This window comes from Pseudomonas sp. Pseusp10 (genome assembly GCF_059492225.1).
Genome location: NZ_CP168528.1, coordinates 5,930,689 through 5,949,225 on the forward strand (window position 1 = coordinate 5,930,689; position 18,537 = coordinate 5,949,225).

The following is an 18,537-nucleotide window of genomic DNA, read 5'->3' on the forward strand; positions in this document are numbered from 1 at the left end:
AACAGCAATAGCTTGAAGCTTTATCAGTGCACGTCTTTCCAGTATTCGCGCTTGAGCAGGTAAGCGAAGACGAAGAAGAATGCCAGGTACAACAATACGTACGTACCAATGCGCTGATGTTGCAGCTTAACCGGGTTAGCCGAGTAAGCCAGGAAGGTTACCAGATTCTTGACCTTCTCATCGAACTGCTCTTCAGTCAGGGCACCGCTTTTCGGCACGATGGTCAACTGATCGCACGCCTCATGAGTCAACGGCGTACCGGTCAGCGGATCATATTGCTTCTTGCCACCTTCGACGATCTGAACCTGTTTGCATCCCACTACCTGGCGACCTTGCAGGCCGGCCAGGACGTTAGGCATGCCCACGTTCGGGAAGACCTTGTTGTTCACACCCCACGGGCGCGAAGGATCTTCGTAGAACGATCTCAGGTAGCCATAGAGCCAGTCGGTGCCGCGAACACGGGCAACCAGAGTCAGATCCGGTGGCGCCGCACCGAACCAGGCCTTGGCGTCCGCCGGCTGCATGCCGATGCTCATGTGGTCGCCGATCTTGGCACCCGTGAACACCAGCTTTTCCAGCATCAACTCATGGGGAATACCCAGGTCGTCGGCAACACGCTCATAGCGTTGGAACTTGGCACTGTGGCAACCCATGCAGTAGTTGGCGAACGTACGCGCGCCGTCCTGCATGGCTGCTTTATCGGAAACGTCGATGTCGACTTTTTCAAGCTCAGGACCACCGTGTTCAGCTGCGAAAGCGAACACTGGCAGCGCAGCAAGCATCAATACAGCAAATAGTCTTTTCATCAGCCAGTCACCCTTTCCGGAACCGGTTTGGTCTTCTCGAGCCGGGTGTAGAACGGCATCAGAATGAAGTAGGCGAAGTACAGGAAGGTACATACCTGCGACACCAACGTACGCTCAGGGGTTGGGGCCAATACGCCCAGCACACCCAGGATCACGAACGCGATGCAGAACACCCAGAGCCAGATCTTGCTCAGCCAGCCTTTGTAGCGCATCGACTTGACCGGGCTACGGTCCAGCCATGGCAGGACGAACAGCACAGCAATGGCCGCGCCCATGGCGATCACACCGAAGAGCTTGTCCGGAACCGCGCGCAAGATGGCGTAGAACGGGGTGAAGTACCAGACCGGAGCGATGTGCTCTGGAGTCTTGAAGGCGTTCGCCACTTCAAAGTTCGGCTTTTCGAGGAAGTAACCGCCCATTTCCGGGAAGAAGAACACGATCGAGCAGAAGATGAACAGGAACACCACCACACCGACGATATCTTTCACGGTGTAGTACGGGTGGAAGGCAATGCCGTCCAGCGGTATGCCGTTTTCGTCCTTGTGTTTCTTGATGTCCACGCCGTCCGGGTTGTTCGAACCGACTTCGTGCAACGCCAGGATGTGCAGCACCACCAGACCCAGGATAACGATCGGCAGGGCAACCACGTGCAAGGCGAAGAAGCGGTTCAGGGTAATACCGGAAATCAGATAGTCACCACGAATCCACTGGGTCAGGTCGTTGCCGATGACCGGAATCGCACCAAACAGCGAAATGATTACCTGGGCACCCCAGTAGGACATCTGGCCCCACGGCAGCAGGTAACCCATGAAGGCTTCAGCCATCAGCGCCAGGTAGATCAGCATGCCGAAGACCCACACCAGTTCACGCGGCTTCTGGTACGAACCGTAGAGCAGGCCACGGAACATGTGCAGATAGACCACGATGAAGAACGCCGAAGCGCCGGTGGAGTGCAGCAGACGCAGGATCGAGCCGTACTCGACGTCACGCATGATGTATTCGACGGAGGCAAACGCCTCTTCCGCCGACGGGTTGTAGCTCATGGTCAGCCAGACACCGGTAACGATCTGGTTGACCAGAACGAGCAGCGCCAGGGAGCCAAAAAAGTAGAAGAAGTTGAAGTTTTTCGGAGCGTAATACTTGCTGAGATGGTCTTCCCACATCTTGGTGGCGGGAAAGCGCGCGTCAACCCAATCCATGAACTTGCTCATCACGCTTTCTCCGTATCGACGCCAATGACAATGATGTCGTCGGTCTCATAGGAATGCGGGGGAACTGGCAGGTTCAAAGGCGCAGGTTGCGACTTGTAGACGCGGCCAGCCAGATCGTAGTGGGAACCGTGGCAAGGGCAGAAATAACCGCCTACCCAGTCTTTACCCAGATCCGCAGGTGCCACTTCAGGACGGAAGGTCGGCGAGCAACCCAGGTGCGTGCAGATACCGATCAGCAGCAGAACCTCAGGCTTGATCGAACGGGTTTGCGGATCAACGTAAGTCGGTTGTGTCGAGTTCTTGGAGGTCGGGTCAACGAGCTGGCCCTCGATCTTCTTCAGATTCCCCAGGATTTCCGGTGTACGGCGGACGATGAACACCGGCTGGCCGCGCCACTCAGCAATCATCTGCTGGCCTGGCTCGATTTTGCTGACATTCACTTTCACCGGTGCACCTGCGGCTTTCGCCTTGGCACTGGGAAACCATGACCCCACGAACGGGACCGCAGCCCCCACCGCTCCTGCAGCACCCACCACGGATGTGGCTGCTACCAAGAAGCGACGCCGGCCTGCATTCACGCCGTCATTGCTCATTCAGTCCTCTCCCATCAGCTTTGTGGCCTGTTAAATCAGGCGTCTACTAAGTAAATCTGTGTACTTATAAAAATTTTGCCGAATGGTAATGAAAAGCCCCAATTCTGACAAGGTAATTACCGGAACCCATCACCCCCAAGCCTTGTAGTATAGGGCGTCTACGGATGTGGCAAGTTGTCACAGCGCAATTCTTCGATAAATCGCAGGCACAAAAAAACGCCCAGCTCCGTGAGGAATCTGGGCGTTCTTTTTTGAACGTGAAAGCGAATTAACGCTTCGAGTACTGCGGACGCTTACGCGCTTTACGCAGACCGACTTTCTTACGTTCAACTTCACGAGCATCGCGGGTTACGAAGCCGGCTTTACGCAGGGCGCTGCGCAGAGTCTCGTCGTAGTCCATCAGAGCGCGAGTGATGCCGTGGCGGATTGCGCCAGCCTGACCACTTACACCACCGCCGATCACGGTGACGTAGATGTCGAACTTCTCGACAGTCTCAGTCAATTCCAGCGGCTGACGAACTACCATGCGGGCAGTTTCGCGGCCGAAGAAATTATCCAGCGAACGATTGTTGATGGAGATGTTACCAGTACCCGGACGCAGGAAAACGCGTGCGGTTGCGGTCTTGCGACGGCCAGTGCCGTAATTTTGAGTCGCCGACATAATGAACTATTCCGTTAAATCTTCAGTTCTTGGGGCTGCTGAGCAGTATGAGGGTGTGCAGCGCCCGCATAGACTTTCAGCTTACGGTACATGTCGCGACCCAGCGGGTTCTTAGGCAGCATGCCTTTGACCGCGGTCTCGATCACGCGCTCAGGGGCCTTGGCGATCAGCTTTTCAAAGTTGATCGACTTGATGCCGCCCGGGAAACCGGAGTGGGAGTAGTACATTTTGTCAGTGGTTTTAGCACCGGTAACACGGATCTGCTCAGCGTTGATTACGACGATGTAGTCGCCGGTGTCAACGTGAGGAGTGTACTCAGGCTTGTGCTTGCCACGCAGACGGCTCGCGATTTCGGTGGCCAGACGACCCAGGGTCTGACCAGCAGCGTCGACGACAAACCAGTCGCGCTTTACTGTTTCCGGTTTAGCAGTAAAAGTTTTCATTCTTTATAGCCTCAGGGGCCGCCCTGTAAATTAGACGGCGGATCTTACTGAATAGTGCGTACTTTGACAAGTCAAAGGCAGCCGGATACAGACGCTTTCGGGGGCTCGGGTCGGCGCGTCCGTTCAACGGCAAGATTCTTCGGCGGCGGCGCATCACTTCCACTGCAGAAAGAGGTGCGCAATTATGCAGATTGCGAAAAATAATTCAACCTGCTTTTATGATTGTTTTGCCCAAGGAGCACCCGATGGACTATCGCCAGCTAGGCCGAACCAATCTGAACGTGAGTGCCCTCTGCCTCGGAACCATGACCTGGGGCGAGCAAAACAGCGAGGCAGACGCCTTCGCCCAGATTGAGCGGGCCAAGAGCGCCGGGATCAACTTCATCGACACCGCCGAGATGTACCCGGTGCCGCCCAAGGCCGAAACCTACGCCACCACCGAACTCTACATCGGCAATTACTTCAAAAGCCGCGGCGACCGCGCCGACTGGATCCTGGCCAGCAAGATCGCCGGCCCCGGCAACACCATCGACTACATCCGCGACAAGAACCTTCGGCACAATCGTCAGCACATCACCGAAGCCGTGGACGCCAGCCTCAAGCGCCTGCAGACCGATTACATCGACCTGTACCAGTTGCACTGGCCGGAACGGAGCACCAACTTCTTTGGACAACTGGGCTACAAGCACAAGATCGAAGCCAACCTGACCCCGCTGGAAGACACCTTCGAAGCGCTCGACGAACAGGTGAAGGCCGGCAAGATCCGCCACATCGGCCTGTCCAACGAGACGCCGTGGGGCACCATGCGCTTCCTGGCCCTGGCCGAAGCCCGAGGCTGGCCGCGCGCCGTGTCGATCCAGAACCCGTACAACCTGCTCAACCGCAGTTTTGAAGTCGGCCTGGCGGAAATTGCCATCCGCGAGCAATGCGGCCTGCTCGCCTACTCGCCGCTGGCGTTCGGTTTCCTGTCCGGCAAGTACGAAGGTGGCGCCCGCCCGCCAAAAGCTCGCCTGAGCCTCTACAGCCGCTTCAGTCGCTACTTCAACCCACAGTCTGAAGCTGCCTGCAGCCGTTACGTGGCTCTGGCTCGCGAGCACGGCCTGGACCCGGCGCAAATGGCCCTGGCGTTCGTGACGCAGCAGCCGTTCGTGACCAGCAACATCATTGGCGCGACCACAATGGAGCAACTGGAAAGCAACATCGCCAGTTTCGACTTGAAGTTGTCGGAAGAAGTGCTGGAGGGGATCGAGGCGATTCACAAGGATCACCCGAATCCTGCGCCTTGATCGACAGTTAAAAAGCCTTCGCGAGCAAGCCCGCTCCCACAAGGACTACGCTGTACCTGTGGGAGCGGGCTTGCCCGCGATAGCGTCTGGCCTGCCCAACTCAGATCAAAGCGACCGTGCAATGATCTCCTTCATGATCTCGTTCGTCCCGGCATAGATCCGCTGCACCCGCGCATCCGCCCACGCCCGGGCAATCGGGTACTCCCACATGAACCCGTAGCCACCGTGCAACTGCACGCATTCATCGAGCACCTTGCATTGCAGGTCAGTGCCCCAGTACTTGGCCATAGCCGCCGTCGGCACGTCGAGCTTGCCTTGCAGGTGCAGTTCCAGGCAGCGGTCGACGAAGACCCGGCCGATCTGGATTTCCGTGGCCATCTCCGCCAGTTTGAACCGGGTGTTCTGGAAATCCGCGATCGACTTGCCAAATGCCTTGCGCTCGCGGGTGTAGTCCAGCGTCCATTGCAGCGCCGCTTCAGCTGAAGCCAGCCCGCCAACGGCCACGGTAAGGCGCTCCTGGGGCAACTCCTGCATCAGGTAGGCAAACCCCATCCCGGCCTGGCCCAGCAGGTTTTCCTTGGGCACACGAACGTCCTGGAAGAACAGCTCCGAGGTATCCTGGGCTTTCATCCCTACCTTCTCCAGGCGCTTGCCCTTGTCGAAACCTGGCGTATTGGCTTCCACCAGAAACAGACTGGTGCCCTTCGCGCCGGCCTTCGGATCGGTCTTGGCGACGACGATCACCAGATCGGCCAGGTAGCCGTTGGTGATAAAGGTCTTGGAGCCGTTGATCACGTACTCATCGCCATCGAGCACGGCCGTGGTTTTTACCCCTTGCAGATCGGAACCGGCGCCCGGTTCAGTCATGGCGATTGCGGTAACCATCTCGCCGGACACCAGTTTCGGCAGGTATTTCTGCTTCAGCGCTTCACTGCCGTAATGCAGGATGTACGGCGCCACGATGTCCGAATGCAGGGAAAAACCGATGCCGGTCAGGCCAAGTCGCCCCACTTCCTCGATCACCACCGCGCTGTAGAGAAAGTCCGCCCCCAGGCCGCCGTACTCTTCCGGCAGGTGCGAGCAGAGCATCCCTGCCTCCCCTGCCTTGCTCCACAGTTTGCGGTCGATATAGCCTTGTTTTTCCCATTGACCATGGAACGGCACCGCCTCCTTTTCGAGGAACGTTCGCACGCTGTCGCGGAAAAGCTCGTGCTCGGAACTGAACAGGGTTCTGGGGATCATGCGGCACCTTTTCTTTGCTTTTAGAAGGAGTTGACCTTCAGAGACTATGCCTCGCTTCCGATACAGGACACTGGACACATCCGACAAAAAATAAGACGATCCAGCCGTCTGGTGACCACTTCCCCCTATAAAAATAAAGTTGAATTATGTCTAACCAAGCCTCCACGCCCCTGCGGCGCGTCAGCATCCTGGCCATTGACCGGGTTTTCGCTTCCACTCTCCTGCAAGCCAAGGATTTCTTCCATCTCGCCAGCCTGCGCTACGGCAAACAGCTGGGCCAGGGCCTGACACCGGCGTTCGAAACCCGCCTGGTCAGCCCCGATGGCAAACCGGTCAGCACCTTCAGCGATGTGTTGATTCCGGTGGATGGCGGACTGGAAAACGCCGACATCATCGTTCTTCCTGCGTTCTGGGACGATTTCGACAGCCTTTGCAAACGTTACCCGCAAGTCCTGCCTTGGCTGCGCCAGCAACATGCGCGCGGCGCCGTACTGTGCGGCGAGGCGACCGGCGTTTTCTGGCTGGCCGAAGCCGGGCTGCTCAATGGCAAGGAGGCGACCACCTACTGGCGCTTCTTCAATGCCTTCGCCGAACGCTTCCCCCAGGTTCAACTCAATCAGGACAAGCACCTGACTGATGCCGATAACCTGTACTGCGCCGGCGGCACCACGTCGGCATGCGACCTGTACATTTACCTGATCGAGCGCTTCTGTGGTTCCAATGTGTCCCAGGCCGTAGCGCGGGACATTCTGTATGAGGTACAGCGCAGTTACTCGCCAGGACGCATCGGTTTTGGCGGGCAGAAGCTGCATCAGGACGTGATCATCCTGCAGATCCAGCACTGGCTCGAAGAACACTTTGCCGACAAGTTCCGTTTCGAAGACGTCGCCCGCGAACACGGCATGAGCATCCGCAACTTCATGCGCCGCTTCCAGACCGCCACCGGTGACAAACCGCTGCATTACCTGCAACGCCTGCGCATCGAAACCGCAAAGGGCTTGCTGTCCGGCAGTCGCAAGAGCATCAAGACCATCAGTTACGAAGTCGGTTACGACGATGCGAGCTTCTTCGCCCGGTTGTTCCGCCAACACACGGAGTTGTCGCCGAACCAGTACCGGCAGCAGTTTCAGCAAGCTGCGTAGATCCAGGCCCAACACAAACCCAATGTGGGAGCGGGCCTACTCGCTTCCACATTGAATCTTGCTCCGGCCACGCAGTTCTTTCGCTGTGCATTTTCCTACGCAAAAAGCAGAATACAGAGCGCCGGAGAACCCAACCCTGCCCACAGACGCAGCCCCTTAAAAAACTTCAACATCTTCCCTGCAAACACCATCAGGGAAGATCAACCATGACTATCGGATCAAGCTACAACTACCCTTTCATACATCGCCAAGGAGGCCGTCCGAACAAAGCGCTCGGCTAAAAACAAATGGGCGGCTCGCTTTCCCAATCCGCCGGATTTGTGCTTTGACTATCGTGCGCTGGTAGAACAGGAAAACGGCATCGCCAGGGCAACTGACCCGCAACATAAAATCTGCATTATCGGCGCCGGCGTCACCGGCCTGACCGCCGCCAGAGAACTCTATCGCTGCGGTTTTACCCATATCACTCTCATCGAACAATCCAGACGCATCGGCGGCAGGCATCTGACCGTTCCCGGTAGCCGAAACGCGGCAGCAAGCCATACGCCGTTTGAAATGGGCGCCATGCGCATGCCCTTCTTCAACCGGGCGGATGAGCCACCGACAGGAGGTCGGTCGCTGATGGCTTACTACGCCAATCAATTTGAATTGGCGTTTTCAGACTTCGCCAACCCCGGTAGCCAATGGGTTAACTCGACAGGCATCTATCTCCGGGAGGGCAGCATGGGCGGCGGATCGGCGCCGCAAATGTTGATATGGAAAAACGAAGACGGCGTCACACCACCTCCCGGCGATGAATTGCAAGAGGTTTATTCCAAGTGGAAAGCCTTTGCCGATCGTATGACCCGCCACGTTGCTGAGCTCTATGCGAGCCAGGAATGGGAAGCCATATGGGCTTCTATCGTTGAAAAATACGAGAGTGTCTCGTTCCGCGATCTGGTCAGCATGCCAGCACTGAAAGCTTGGGATGCCCGCTCACCCGGGGATTTCGGCGGAATGGGAATGTCTGCGCAAGAGTCCGCAATTTTTTACGCGATAGGTATAGGTGACGGTAGCTGGGGAGCTTTTTACGACGTCTGCTGCCTCTACCCTCTGCGTACCGCGATTTTCGGCTTCAGCAGCCAATTGCAACTGATCCATGGTCGAGTGGACTCAAACGGCGATCCACTGGATTCGCCCTACCTGAATAGCGAAGCCGTTTTTGACTCAATGGGGCAGAGTTTCGACAGGCCCCGCTACATTGGCCTCGCCGCTTTGGACGAATGCCTGCTGTTTATGAAAACCGACGAAACCGGAAAGTCCATCTACGAACATTGCCTCGAAAGAAGCAATGGGCTTCTCACCGACTCATCCGTCACAAAACTGGAAAAGCTGACCAATCAAAAAATACGCGTCTATTACAACTGAAAACACAGTCAACCCGAGCAAATCCAGGAACAATTTGATGACTTTGACTCGGTCATCATGACACTACCCTCCTGGCTGATTGAAACTCGTATCAAGCTCGAAAATTTCACCCGGGAGATGCTTCCTTTCGAGACGATTAACGCCTACAAAACCGCACACTGGGAAACTAGCTGCAAAGTGTTTGCACCACTGAAAAAATCATTTCTCTCGAAAAACAAAAACATCCCGCAAGCCATCGTAACCGACAGTTTTATCCACGATGTCTATACCTACCGCTACAACGAAAATTACAGCTATGACTGCATCCTGCTGAGTTACACCTGGGAAGATGACGCAACCAAGCTCGCCGCATTCAGCGATACGGAGTTGGTATCAAAATGCGCCGAAGAGCTGGATCGCATACTCATGAACTCTTCCAACATCCAGGAAAAAATCTCTCCCTACATCAGCATTGATCAAGCGGTGGTTCAGCGTTGGATCACTGATGAAAATGCGCTGGGCTGTGCCAAGCTTTACCGACCGGGCACCTACTACGATGCCGTCACCCTGATGAAGTACAACCGAGACCTTGCTCATGTATCAGGCTTGTATTTGTCCGGCGAGTCATTTTCCGTCGATGCCGGTTGGACGGAGCCATGTTTTCGCGGTGCTGTCGATGCGGTAATTCATATCTGCAACAAAACCGCCGCGACCTTCAATGGCGGATTTTCCTTGAGCGACTACCCGCACTACCAACTCAAAATCTGATCCCCCCCGTTCCAGAGCCATGCACGCAATACATGGCTCTACCCCTCGCACCGGCTGCCCACTGCCATCAAATATCACTCTGATCCATTTTAGGACAAGGACTACGACCTAAACGGAAGTAGCTGACTTACACCCCATTCCTGATTCCCCTCTTATACACACGCCATTTAACAGCTTGAAAAACAATAAAAAGAGGAACGACGGAATGACTGAGCCAACAAGCCCTGTTCGTGTAGCAGTCGTGCAATTCGATCCACAAGTCGGCATCGAGAAATGTGTAGGTAATCTGCGTCGCAGCCTGGAATTGGCGCTTGAAGCGGTAAACGGCGGTGCGAATCTCATCGTTCTGCCCGAGCTTTCCAATACCGGCTATTTCTTCAGCAATCGACAGGATGCCTTCGCCCATGCCGAGGCGGTTCCCGACGGGCCAAGCGTGCAGTGCTGGATCGACTTCGCCCGAGAACACAACGTTTACCTCGTGGCCGGTCTGGCCGAACGCGATGGCATGCGACTCTTCAACACCGGCGTTCTGGTGGGACCAGACGGTTTTATCGGCAAGTACCGCAAAGCCCATTTGTGGAATCTGGAGAAGCTCTGGTTCACCCCAGGCGACCTGGGTTTCCCGGTTTTCGACACACCGATCGGCCGCATCGGGCTGTTGATCTGCTGGGACATCTGGTTCCCGGAGGTGCCACGGATCCTCGCCCAGCAAGGCGCAGACATCATTTGCAGCCTGAACAACTGGGTCTGGACACCGCCGCCGCTGTTCGACGATGCCGGTAAGTGCATGGCGTCGTATCTGACGATGACCGCCGCTCACGTCAACAACGTGTTTATCGCTGCCGCCAGCCGGATCGGCGAGGAGCGCGGCGCGCGCTACCTGGGTTGCTCGTTGATTGCCGGAACCAACGGCTGGCCGATAGGCGCCGTGGCTTCGGCAGACAGGCAGGAAATCCTGTTTGCCGATGTTGACCTGAGCAGCTCCCGCAGTGCGCCCATCTGGAACAACCTGAACGATCTGCATCGCGATCGCCGAGCCGATCTTTACGATCAGATGCTCGGCTACACCCAACACCCTTGCCTCCCACGTTGATCAGGAGGCCTATCGCATGGAAGTTACAACCGATAAAAACCAACCATCGCGCAAATCGCCGATTGATACAGCCGTCGTCCTGCTAATGATCGGCACGACACTGCTGATTGTCTGGCTTTCTTTCAGCAACCGGACTTTCTGGGGAGCGAATTGGCCCGGGTACGGCGACATGGTATCGCTGCTACCCGAACCGAGTGCTTGGTTGCGTTGGGTGTTAGGTGACATCAGCGAGGTGGCTTTCTACAAGCACGAGTTCGCCTCGATCGGCCTGCTGGCGGGCGCTTATCTGGCTTACTGGGCGAATCGAACGGGGAAATCCTGGCAAGGGTTTGCCATCTCCTATGGAACAGGACTTTGGCCCTGGCTGGTCACCAGTTCGTTGCTCGGGCTGCTGCTGAGCAATCTGCTGTGGGGCTGGACGGTGACAGCCACAACCTGGCAGCCCACATTCGTAGCATTCGTCTCGCTACCAGCGGCGATGGTGCTGATGTTTGGCGGAGGCTGGAGGGTCACGATCAACGGCGCACTCATGGGCGCCGTACTCGTCACACCGATGTGCCTGCTGATCGTCAACTACGTGTGCCAACCGCTGGCCTTGCCTGCTGTGATTGGCAATGTACTGGGCATGGCGGTTGCCAGCGTCCTGGCGTTTCTGTTCTGCCGCTATTGGCCGAACCTGGTGAAATCCAGGTCGTCGGAAGCGCCACCCGCCTCGATCGCCCCCGCCAAGGCGCCCGACTATGGCGTTACCTGGAGCCTGCGCCGGATTCTGGCGGACTTTTCCGAAGCACCGTTCTTCGGCAATGAGCTGGCCAGCCTTGGCCTGATACTGGGTGCATTGCTGGCGTACAGCTTGAACCCTTCAAGCCCCGCGTACGGATCGGGCCTGTTGCTGCACATCATCGGCGCGCAGGCATTGGCCTCGGCCATCGGCGTGCTGATCTGGCGTCAACAATGGATGTTGCGCGGCTGGTATCCCACTTACATCCCGCTGGTTTCAGTGGTGCCCGCGGCGATACTGGCGTATGGCGGCAGCTGGCAGATTATCGTCTCAAGTGCACTGCTGGGGGCATTGCTCGCACCACCGCTGGCCTGTGTGATTGCCAGGAAATTACCGGTCGACATGCACGCCTACATCGCCAATGTACTGTCGATGGCCATCAGCACACTGCTGATCGTGCCGCTGATCGGTTTTCTGATCGCTGATTAATGCTCCAGCCATTCGGCTGTATCGCGGCCTCAAAAGCGGATACAGCCACTTTTCATTACAAACAAGCGAGGTATCCCATGGACCTGCCCAAACTGTCCATCGCGGCACTTGGCGGCACAGTAAGCATGCAAGCGAGCAATGCCGGTGAAGGTGTCATCCCTACCGTCAGCGGCGAAGCCCTGCTGACTTCCATACCGGAACTGACGACACTGGCCGGAGTCACCGTCGAGACCCTTGGCCTGCTGCCCAGTGCGTCCCTGGATTTCGAGTTTTTGCTGAACGTATTGTCCTGGGCTGAGTTTCAGGTCAAACAGGGCGCTGTCGGGGTCGTAATTACCCAGGGTACCGACACCCTCGAAGAAGTCGCGGTGTTTTTGGATTACCTGTGGCCCTACGACACCCCCTTGGTGCTGACCGGTGCCATGCGTTCCGCAGCGCAGCCAGGTGCCGATGGGCCGGCCAATCTGATGGATGCATGTCGCGTTGCCTTGGCGCAGAACAGCCGGCAGCGCGGTGTCCAGGTCGTGATGAACGGACAGATTCATCAAGCGTGCAGCGTACGTAAAACCGATTCGCTGGCATTGCAGGCGTTTTCCTCTCCGGTCGTGGGGCCCGCGGGCCTACTGTTGGAAGACCGTGTTCACTACCTGCGCCCGCCGGGGCCGCGCACGGTGTTACCGTTGCCGCAACAGACCACACAGAAGGTTGCGCTGTTTGAGGCCTCACTTTCGGCCGACACCCTGCTACTGGAAAATATTCTCGCACTCGATTACGACGGGCTGGTGATCGGCGGTTTCGGCGCCGGCCACATCTCGCAACGCTGGGCGACAATGATCGAACATATTGCCGAACAAATCCCCGTGATCATTGCGACCCGAACCGGCTCCGGCACCACCGCACGTGCCTCTTACGGTTTTGGCGGTGGTGAGATGGACTTGATGCGCAAGGGGGCATCGATGGCGGGCTTTCTATGTCCGCGAAAAGCCAGAATTCTGCTTTGGCTGCTGCTTGGTTGCCAACGGCAGCACGAGCTTGCGCAGTATCTCAACGAAGACATTTGACTTCAAAACAATGTAAAAATCTGTGGGCAGAGGATTTGCGCTGACAAAAAAGACCTGCAATCGCAGGCCTTTTTTATTTTCCAATTTGTCTTATGGCTTGTGCGCCCGGGACAGGAATTCGTGGGATTGCATTTCCAGCAGTCGGCTGAGGGTTCGCTGGAACTCGAAATTCAAGCGACCGCCGGTGTACAGATCCTTCAATTCGACTTCGGCAGAAATGATCAGCTTCACGTTACGGTCGTAGAACTCGTCGACCATGTTGATGAAGCGTCGGGCGATGTCGTCGGTGGTGACGCTCATCTGCTCAACATCGCTGAGCAGCACGGCGTGGAAGATCTTGCCCAGTTCGATGTAGTCATTCTGGCTGCGCGGGCCGTCGCACAGTTCGCGGAAGTTGAACCAGGCCACGTCATCGCAGGTGCGCAGGGCGCGTATTTCACGGTTCTCGATCATCAGCACGTCATTTTCGACCGCCGCCGTGCATTCCGGTGTCAACGCACGGAAGCTCTTGCGCAGGCTTTCGTTGGCGGCTTCGTCGAGTGGATAGTGGAACAGCTCGGCTTGTTCGAGGTGACGCAGACGATAGTCGACGCCGCTGTCGACGTTGACGATCTCGGTGTTCTGCTTGATCAGCGCAATGGCCGGCAGGAAGCGCGCGCGTTGCAGGCCGTCCTTGTACAGGCCGTCCGGCACGATGTTCGACGTCGCAACCAGGGTCACGCCGTTCTTGAACAGTTCTTCCATCAGGGTGCCAAGGATCATGGCGTCGGTGATGTCGGAAACGAAGAATTCATCGAAGCAGATTACCCGGGCTTCGGTGGCGAAACGCTTGGCGATGATAGTCAGCGGGTTTTTCTCGCCGCCCAGGGTTTTCATCTCTTCGTGCACGCGCTTCATGAAGCGGTGGAAGTGCGTACGGGACTTTTCCTTGAAGGGCAGCGCTTCGAAGAAGGTGTCCACCAGGTAAGTCTTGCCGCGACCTACGCCGCCCCAGAAATACAGGCCCTTGACCGGGGTCTGATCCTTCTTGCCAAACAACTTGCCCAGCAGGCCCGGCTTGTTTTGCTCGGCTGCGACCAGGTCGTCGTACAGGCGCTGCAAATGACGCACGGCAGTTTCCTGCGCGGCGTCATGGAAGAATTCCGGGCGTTTCAGATCAGCTTGATATCGTTCTAGGGGCGTCATAATTCGTTAGCAAGGCAACAAAAACGGGCCGACACTGTAGCGACGGCCCGGAGGAATGGCAATCGGCCCTTGGTCGGGCCAAGCCGCTGATTTATTCCTGAACCGGCGTCAGGGCAACTCGCAGGGTCTCGATGGCAGCATCGCGGGCGGCGCTGTCAGCAAAGGCCGGGCTGTCGGCAACGCACTCGCCTTCCAGCCAGACGCTGAAGCTCAAGTCTTCGTTACGCACGTCCAATGGCTGACCCGATTGCAGTTGCTTGGTCACCTGGCCTGCGGTTTTACCGTCGGCGAAGTTGCGCGACAGCAGCAGTTGCTCGCCGTCGGCCGCCAGCAGACGGAAGCGGAAACTGCCGTCGTCTTCACGGAAGCTGACAAAACGCGCAGCTTTCGCGGCTTTTTTCTTGATGGTCGTCGCCACCTGGGTCTGGGCAACGAAGGAGCGCAGGCCCACCGCTTCACGCAGTTCGTTGAGGAACGGCGTCGCCACCGCACGGGCCTTTTTCGCGCCGTGTTGCAGGATGTCTTCCAGATCCGCCGGGCGCTCGATCAGCTGGTTGTAGCGCTCACGGGACTCGCCCAGTTCACTGTCCAGCAGCTTGAACAAACGATTCTTCGCCTCGCCCCAACCCAGGCCCTGCAACAGTTCGCTGCGGAACTCGTCGGCCTGCGCCGGGGTGGCGAACGCCTGGAACAAGGTGAACAGGTGCGAGTTATCCGGATCTTTCGCTTCGCCCGGCGCGCGGGAGTCAGTGACGATCCGCGAAATCGCGTCCTTCATCTCTTTGGCGCTGCTGAACAGCGGAATGGTGTTGTCGTAGCTCTTCGACATTTTGCGGCCATCCAGGCCCGGCAACGTGGCGACGCTCTCTTCGATCAACGCCTCGGGCATGGTGAAGAACTCTTTGCCCTGACCAAACAGATGGTTGAAGCGCTGACCGATATCCCGCGCCATTTCCACGTGCTGGATCTGGTCACGACCGACCGGCACCTTGTGCGCGTTGAACATCAGGATGTCCGCGGCCATCAGCACCGGGTAGCTGTACAGGCCCATGGTAATGCCGGCGTCCGGGTCCTCACCGGTCTCGACGTTCTTGTCCACCGAAGCCTTGTAGGCATGGGCGCGATTGAGCAGGCCCTTGGCGGCAACGCAGGTCAGCAGCCAGGTCAGTTCCGGGATTTCCGGGATGTCGGACTGGCGATAGAAGGTCACGCGGTCGACATCCAGGCCACCGGCCAACCAGGTCGCAGCGATTTCCAGACGCGAGCGCTGGATGCGCTGCGGGTCATCGCACTTGATCAGGGCGTGGTAGTCAGCCAGGAAGTAGAACGAATCGGCATTGCTGTCACGGCTGGCGACGATCGCCGGGCGGATGGCGCCAGCGTAGTTGCCCAGGTGCGGCGTGCCGGTGGTGGTGATGCCGGTGAGGATACGGGTACGAGTCGTCATGGGTAATCGCTTGTCAGACTGCAATCAATTCGAGAGACGCGGCAGGATCAGATCCTTGAGATCGGTCAGCTTGCCATGAAAAAAGTGTCCGCATTCTGCCACTTTCAGCAGCTCATGGGGACGTTCGAGCTTGTCGGACCATTGGTAAACGACTTGTGGATCGATCACTTCGTCGGTTTCCGGCTGAATCAGGGTCAGTTCGCCCTGTTGCGGCAGTTGATCCTGATCGCCGAGGCGCATGACCGCCGGCGCGACCATGAACAGGTGCTTGATTTGCTCGCCCTTGGCCTCAAGGCGTCCGCCGAGACTTGCTGCAACAAAACCGCCGAAGGAAAAACCGAACAGGGTCAGCGGCAACTCCGGATGTCTTGCGCGAAACCATTCGGCGACAGCCTGGGCATCATCGACTTCACCGGTACCCATGTCGTGGGTGCCTTCGCTGGCGCCGACACCACGGTAGTTGAAACGCAGGGTGATCAAACCGGCATCACGCGCAGTGCGCTGCAGGGTCGAAACCACTTTGTTGAGCATGGTGCCGCCCTGCACCGGGTTCGGATGGCAGATCAGCGCCAGGCCGCGCGGCTGCTCGTTGTCCAGGCTGTTGTTTTCCAGAAGCAGTGCTTCCAGTTGGCCGACCGGGCCATCAATCACTACAGGGGTTTCACGCATAAGCAAGGAAGGAACTCCGTGACCTCGAATCGGGTCGACTCGTCTAGCAAATTGTCTGTGGCTGTCTATTGCGAGTGAATCGCGGTATACAGCGCAGGTTCGAGCCGTTAACGTAAAGCAAAGCCGTTTATAGAGGAAGGACTCGTGGAACACTCGCTCTTAGTTTGGTTGTTACCGACTCTTGCCCTGGTTGTGGGTGTCGCCATTGGGTTCCTGATCGCTCGCGTTGCACCGAACGCCGCGCCCAGCCGTACGCAGCGTCAGCTGGACGATATTCAGGAACGTTTCGACAGTTATCAGAACGAGGTGGTGACCCACTTCAACAGCACCGCGACACTGGTCAAGAAACTGACTCAGAGCTATCAGGAAGTGCAGGACCATCTCGCCGAGGGCGCCAACCGCCTGGCCTTGGACGAACAGACTCGCCAACGCCTGCTGGCCTCCCTGCACGCCGATGCGGCGCAGGCACCCCGTGAACGCCTGACACCACCGCGCGATCAGGAGCCGCCTCGCGACTACGCACCGAAAGCCCCGAATGCGCCGGGCATGCTCGATGAGCATTATGGCCTGAAGAAGTAATCAGACCCGCATAGTAATAAAGCCCCCGGACATTCACTTGTCCGGGGGCTTTTTTGTTTCTGATCCTGTATCTCCGGTGCGCGCACTGCCCCCTTCGCGGGCAAGCCCGCTCCCACAATATCCGTGGTCGACCCAGCACCCTGTGGGAGCGAGCTTGCTCGCGATGGGGCCGGAACTGACGACAAAAAAGCCCGCCCGATCCATAGAAGATCGGGCGGGCTTTTCTACACCTGGGGTTCAATCAGATGATCAAGGGTACTGCTGGACCGTACCTTGCTGCTGGGCACCGTACTGCTGGCCCGGAATCGCCTTGAGGTTGACCTCTACACGGCGGTTCTGCGCCCGGCCATTGACGTCGGCGTTGCTGGCAACCGGGCCATCCGGGCCGGCACCGCGAGCGCTCAGGTTGGCACCGCTGACACCTTGCGAGGTCAGGTAGGTTGCCACGCTCTGGGCACGACGCTGGGACAGGTCCATGTTGTGCTGGCGGCTGCCGGTGCTGTCGGTATAGCCGACGATCTCGATCTGGTTCTGGTTGAACTCTTTCAGCGAGCCCGCCAGGTTGTTCAATGGCTGATAGAAACTTGGAGCAATGTTCGCCGAATCGGTAGCGAATGTAATGTTGCCCGGCATGATCAGCTTGATCTGGTCGCCCTGGCGCTGCACTTCAACACCGGTGTTGGCCATGCTGGCGCGCAGCTTTTTCTCTTGCTGATCAGCATAGTAGCCGTAGCCTGCGGCGGAAGCACCGACCACTGCCGCACCGATCAGCGCGCCCTTGCCACGGTTATCGTGGTTGATGGCAGCACCGGCCAGCGCACCGGCCAGAGCGCCGAGGCCACCGTATTTCGCGGTCTTGCTCATGCCTTCAGAGCCGCTATCCGCCTGGCCCTGAGCCTGGCCCTGACCGCCGTAAGGGTTAGGCGATGCACAACCGGACAAAACGGCCACAGCCGTAGCGACAATAATCAAACGACGCGTGGTGAACATGTAAAGCTCCTACTTTTTTTGCATTCTGTGGTGCAACGGACCAAGGCATCAGCCTTTGCGGACGTTGGATCATGTTAATGAGTAAAAATTCCGACAGTTACAAATCAGCCCCGAACAAACGGATTCTCGCGCATCTCGTCGCCAAGACGGGTGTCCGGACCATGCCCGGCCACCACGGTCGCGTCTTCGTCGAGGGTGTACAGCCGCTGTTTGATCGAGCGCACGATGGTCGCCTGGTCGCCACCCCACAAATCCGTGCGCCCGACGCCGCGACGAAACAGCGTATCCCCGGCAATCAGCAGCTTAGCCTCTGAAAACCAAAAGCTCATGGAACCCGGTGTATGGCCCGGCGTGTGCAGCGCCACGCCGCAGCCGCAGGCCAGTTCTTCATCATCGGCCAGCCAGCGGTCCGGGGATGGCACCGGGGTATAAGGGACGCCGAACATCTGGCACTGCATTTCCAGGTTGTCCCACAGAAACTGGTCTTCCTTGTGCAAATGCAGAGTCGCGCCGGTTTTCTCCTTGAGTTGACCGGAGGCCAGGAAATGATCGAGGTGGGCGTGGGTGTGAATGATGCTGACCACTTTCAGCCCCAAGGCATCGAGCCGCGCCAGGATCAGCTCATGATTGCCACCCGGATCGACGACGATGGCCTTTTTCGTCACCGGATCGCCGATGATCGTGCAGTTGCACTGCAATGGGCCGACGGGGAAGGTTTCGCGGATAAGGGTGGGTTGCTGGGACATCGGGGCCTGCTCGATAAAC

Annotated in this window: 17 protein-coding genes and 1 pseudogene; 7 read left to right on the forward strand and 11 right to left on the reverse strand. The window is 57.7% G+C overall.

Annotated elements, in window-relative coordinates; all coding sequences use genetic code 11:
* Positions 1–23 precede the first annotated feature (23 nt).
* From ACEN8Z_RS26905 to rplM, 5 genes are all read right to left on the reverse strand, one after another.
* Positions 24–806 carry a cytochrome c1 gene (locus ACEN8Z_RS26905; protein WP_495596210.1) on the reverse strand — a complete coding sequence of 261 codons (783 nt, stop codon included), beginning with the start codon at positions 804–806 and terminating at the stop codon, positions 24–26.
* Positions 806–2,017, reverse strand: a complete 1,212-nt coding sequence (locus ACEN8Z_RS26910; RefSeq protein ID WP_204932056.1) for a cytochrome b — start codon at positions 2,015–2,017, stop codon at positions 806–808. The genes ACEN8Z_RS26905 and ACEN8Z_RS26910 overlap by 1 nt, the downstream gene beginning before the upstream one ends.
* Positions 2,017–2,610, reverse strand: coding sequence for a ubiquinol-cytochrome c reductase iron-sulfur subunit (petA, locus tag ACEN8Z_RS26915; RefSeq protein WP_277531659.1), 594 nt, complete (start codon positions 2,608–2,610; stop codon positions 2,017–2,019). The genes ACEN8Z_RS26910 and petA overlap by 1 nt, the downstream gene beginning before the upstream one ends.
* A gap of 268 nt (positions 2,611–2,878) precedes the next feature.
* Positions 2,879–3,271 (reverse strand): 30S ribosomal protein S9, encoded by a 393-nt coding sequence (gene rpsI, locus ACEN8Z_RS26920; protein ID WP_003228056.1) that lies wholly within the window; start codon positions 3,269–3,271, stop codon positions 2,879–2,881.
* Between the two features lie 14 nt (positions 3,272–3,285).
* Entirely contained in the window at positions 3,286–3,714 is a 429-nt protein-coding gene (gene rplM, locus ACEN8Z_RS26925; protein WP_003228062.1) for a 50S ribosomal protein L13, read from the reverse strand.
* Between the two features lie 245 nt (positions 3,715–3,959).
* Between rplM and ACEN8Z_RS26930 the strand changes: the two genes are divergently transcribed.
* Complete coding sequence (locus tag ACEN8Z_RS26930; RefSeq protein ID WP_495596211.1) at positions 3,960–5,000, forward strand: NADP(H)-dependent aldo-keto reductase; 1,041 nt, start codon at positions 3,960–3,962, stop codon at positions 4,998–5,000.
* Between the two features lie 105 nt (positions 5,001–5,105).
* Here the strand turns inward: ACEN8Z_RS26930 and ACEN8Z_RS26935 are convergent, their stop codons facing one another.
* Positions 5,106–6,242 carry an acyl-CoA dehydrogenase family protein gene (locus ACEN8Z_RS26935; RefSeq protein WP_495596212.1) on the reverse strand — a complete coding sequence of 379 codons (1,137 nt, stop codon included), beginning with the start codon at positions 6,240–6,242 and terminating at the stop codon, positions 5,106–5,108.
* A gap of 146 nt (positions 6,243–6,388) precedes the next feature.
* Here ACEN8Z_RS26935 and ACEN8Z_RS26940 point away from each other — a divergent pair, with 146 nt between their 5' ends.
* From ACEN8Z_RS26940 to ACEN8Z_RS26960, 5 genes and pseudogenes are all read left to right on the forward strand, one after another.
* A complete protein-coding gene (locus tag ACEN8Z_RS26940) occupies positions 6,389–7,384 on the forward strand; it encodes a GlxA family transcriptional regulator (RefSeq protein ID WP_495596213.1) in 996 nt (331 codons plus the stop codon).
* A 206-nt stretch (positions 7,385–7,590) separates the two neighbouring features.
* A pseudogene (locus ACEN8Z_RS26945) lies at positions 7,591–9,538 on the forward strand (flavin monoamine oxidase family protein).
* Positions 9,539–9,743: 205 nt separating this feature from the next.
* Positions 9,744–10,631, forward strand: coding sequence for a nitrilase family protein (locus tag ACEN8Z_RS26950; protein WP_495596214.1), 888 nt, complete (start codon positions 9,744–9,746; stop codon positions 10,629–10,631).
* A 16-nt stretch (positions 10,632–10,647) separates the two neighbouring features.
* Positions 10,648–11,841 carry a hypothetical protein gene (locus tag ACEN8Z_RS26955; protein ID WP_495596215.1) on the forward strand — a complete coding sequence of 398 codons (1,194 nt, stop codon included), beginning with the start codon at positions 10,648–10,650 and terminating at the stop codon, positions 11,839–11,841.
* 77 nt (positions 11,842–11,918) lie between these two features.
* Positions 11,919–12,902: an asparaginase gene (locus ACEN8Z_RS26960; protein ID WP_495596216.1), complete on the forward strand. Its 984-nt coding sequence runs from the start codon at positions 11,919–11,921 to the stop codon at positions 12,900–12,902.
* Between the two features lie 90 nt (positions 12,903–12,992).
* Here the strand turns inward: ACEN8Z_RS26960 and zapE are convergent, their stop codons facing one another.
* The 3 genes from zapE to ACEN8Z_RS26975 all read right to left on the reverse strand — a co-directional run bounded on the left by zapE (position 12,993) and on the right by ACEN8Z_RS26975 (position 16,203).
* Positions 12,993–14,087 carry a cell division protein ZapE gene (zapE, locus tag ACEN8Z_RS26965; protein ID WP_007998226.1) on the reverse strand — a complete coding sequence of 365 codons (1,095 nt, stop codon included), beginning with the start codon at positions 14,085–14,087 and terminating at the stop codon, positions 12,993–12,995.
* 91 nt (positions 14,088–14,178) lie between these two features.
* The gene (locus tag ACEN8Z_RS26970) at positions 14,179–15,534 is read right to left on the reverse strand and encodes a tryptophan--tRNA ligase (RefSeq protein ID WP_495596217.1); all 1,356 of its coding nucleotides are present in this window, start codon (positions 15,532–15,534) and stop codon (positions 14,179–14,181) included.
* A 24-nt stretch (positions 15,535–15,558) separates the two neighbouring features.
* Positions 15,559–16,203, reverse strand: a complete 645-nt coding sequence (locus ACEN8Z_RS26975) for an alpha/beta hydrolase (RefSeq protein WP_108228480.1) — start codon at positions 16,201–16,203, stop codon at positions 15,559–15,561.
* 144 nt (positions 16,204–16,347) lie between these two features.
* On the opposite strand from ACEN8Z_RS26975, the gene ACEN8Z_RS26980 reads away from it, so the two are divergent.
* Positions 16,348–16,782, forward strand: a complete 435-nt coding sequence (locus tag ACEN8Z_RS26980) for a Z-ring associated ZapG family protein (RefSeq protein WP_007998221.1) — start codon at positions 16,348–16,350, stop codon at positions 16,780–16,782.
* 249 nt (positions 16,783–17,031) lie between these two features.
* Here the strand turns inward: ACEN8Z_RS26980 and ACEN8Z_RS26985 are convergent, their stop codons facing one another.
* Together ACEN8Z_RS26985 and ACEN8Z_RS26990 are read right to left on the reverse strand one after the other, a co-directional pair.
* On the reverse strand, positions 17,032–17,772 hold the full coding sequence (locus ACEN8Z_RS26985; RefSeq protein ID WP_495596218.1) for a YiaD family glycine zipper/OmpA-like lipoprotein: 741 nt from the start codon (positions 17,770–17,772) through the stop codon (positions 17,032–17,034).
* A 104-nt stretch (positions 17,773–17,876) separates the two neighbouring features.
* On the reverse strand, positions 17,877–18,518 hold the full coding sequence (locus ACEN8Z_RS26990) for an MBL fold metallo-hydrolase (protein ID WP_108228478.1): 642 nt from the start codon (positions 18,516–18,518) through the stop codon (positions 17,877–17,879).
* Between the last annotated feature and the right edge of the window lie 19 nt (positions 18,519–18,537).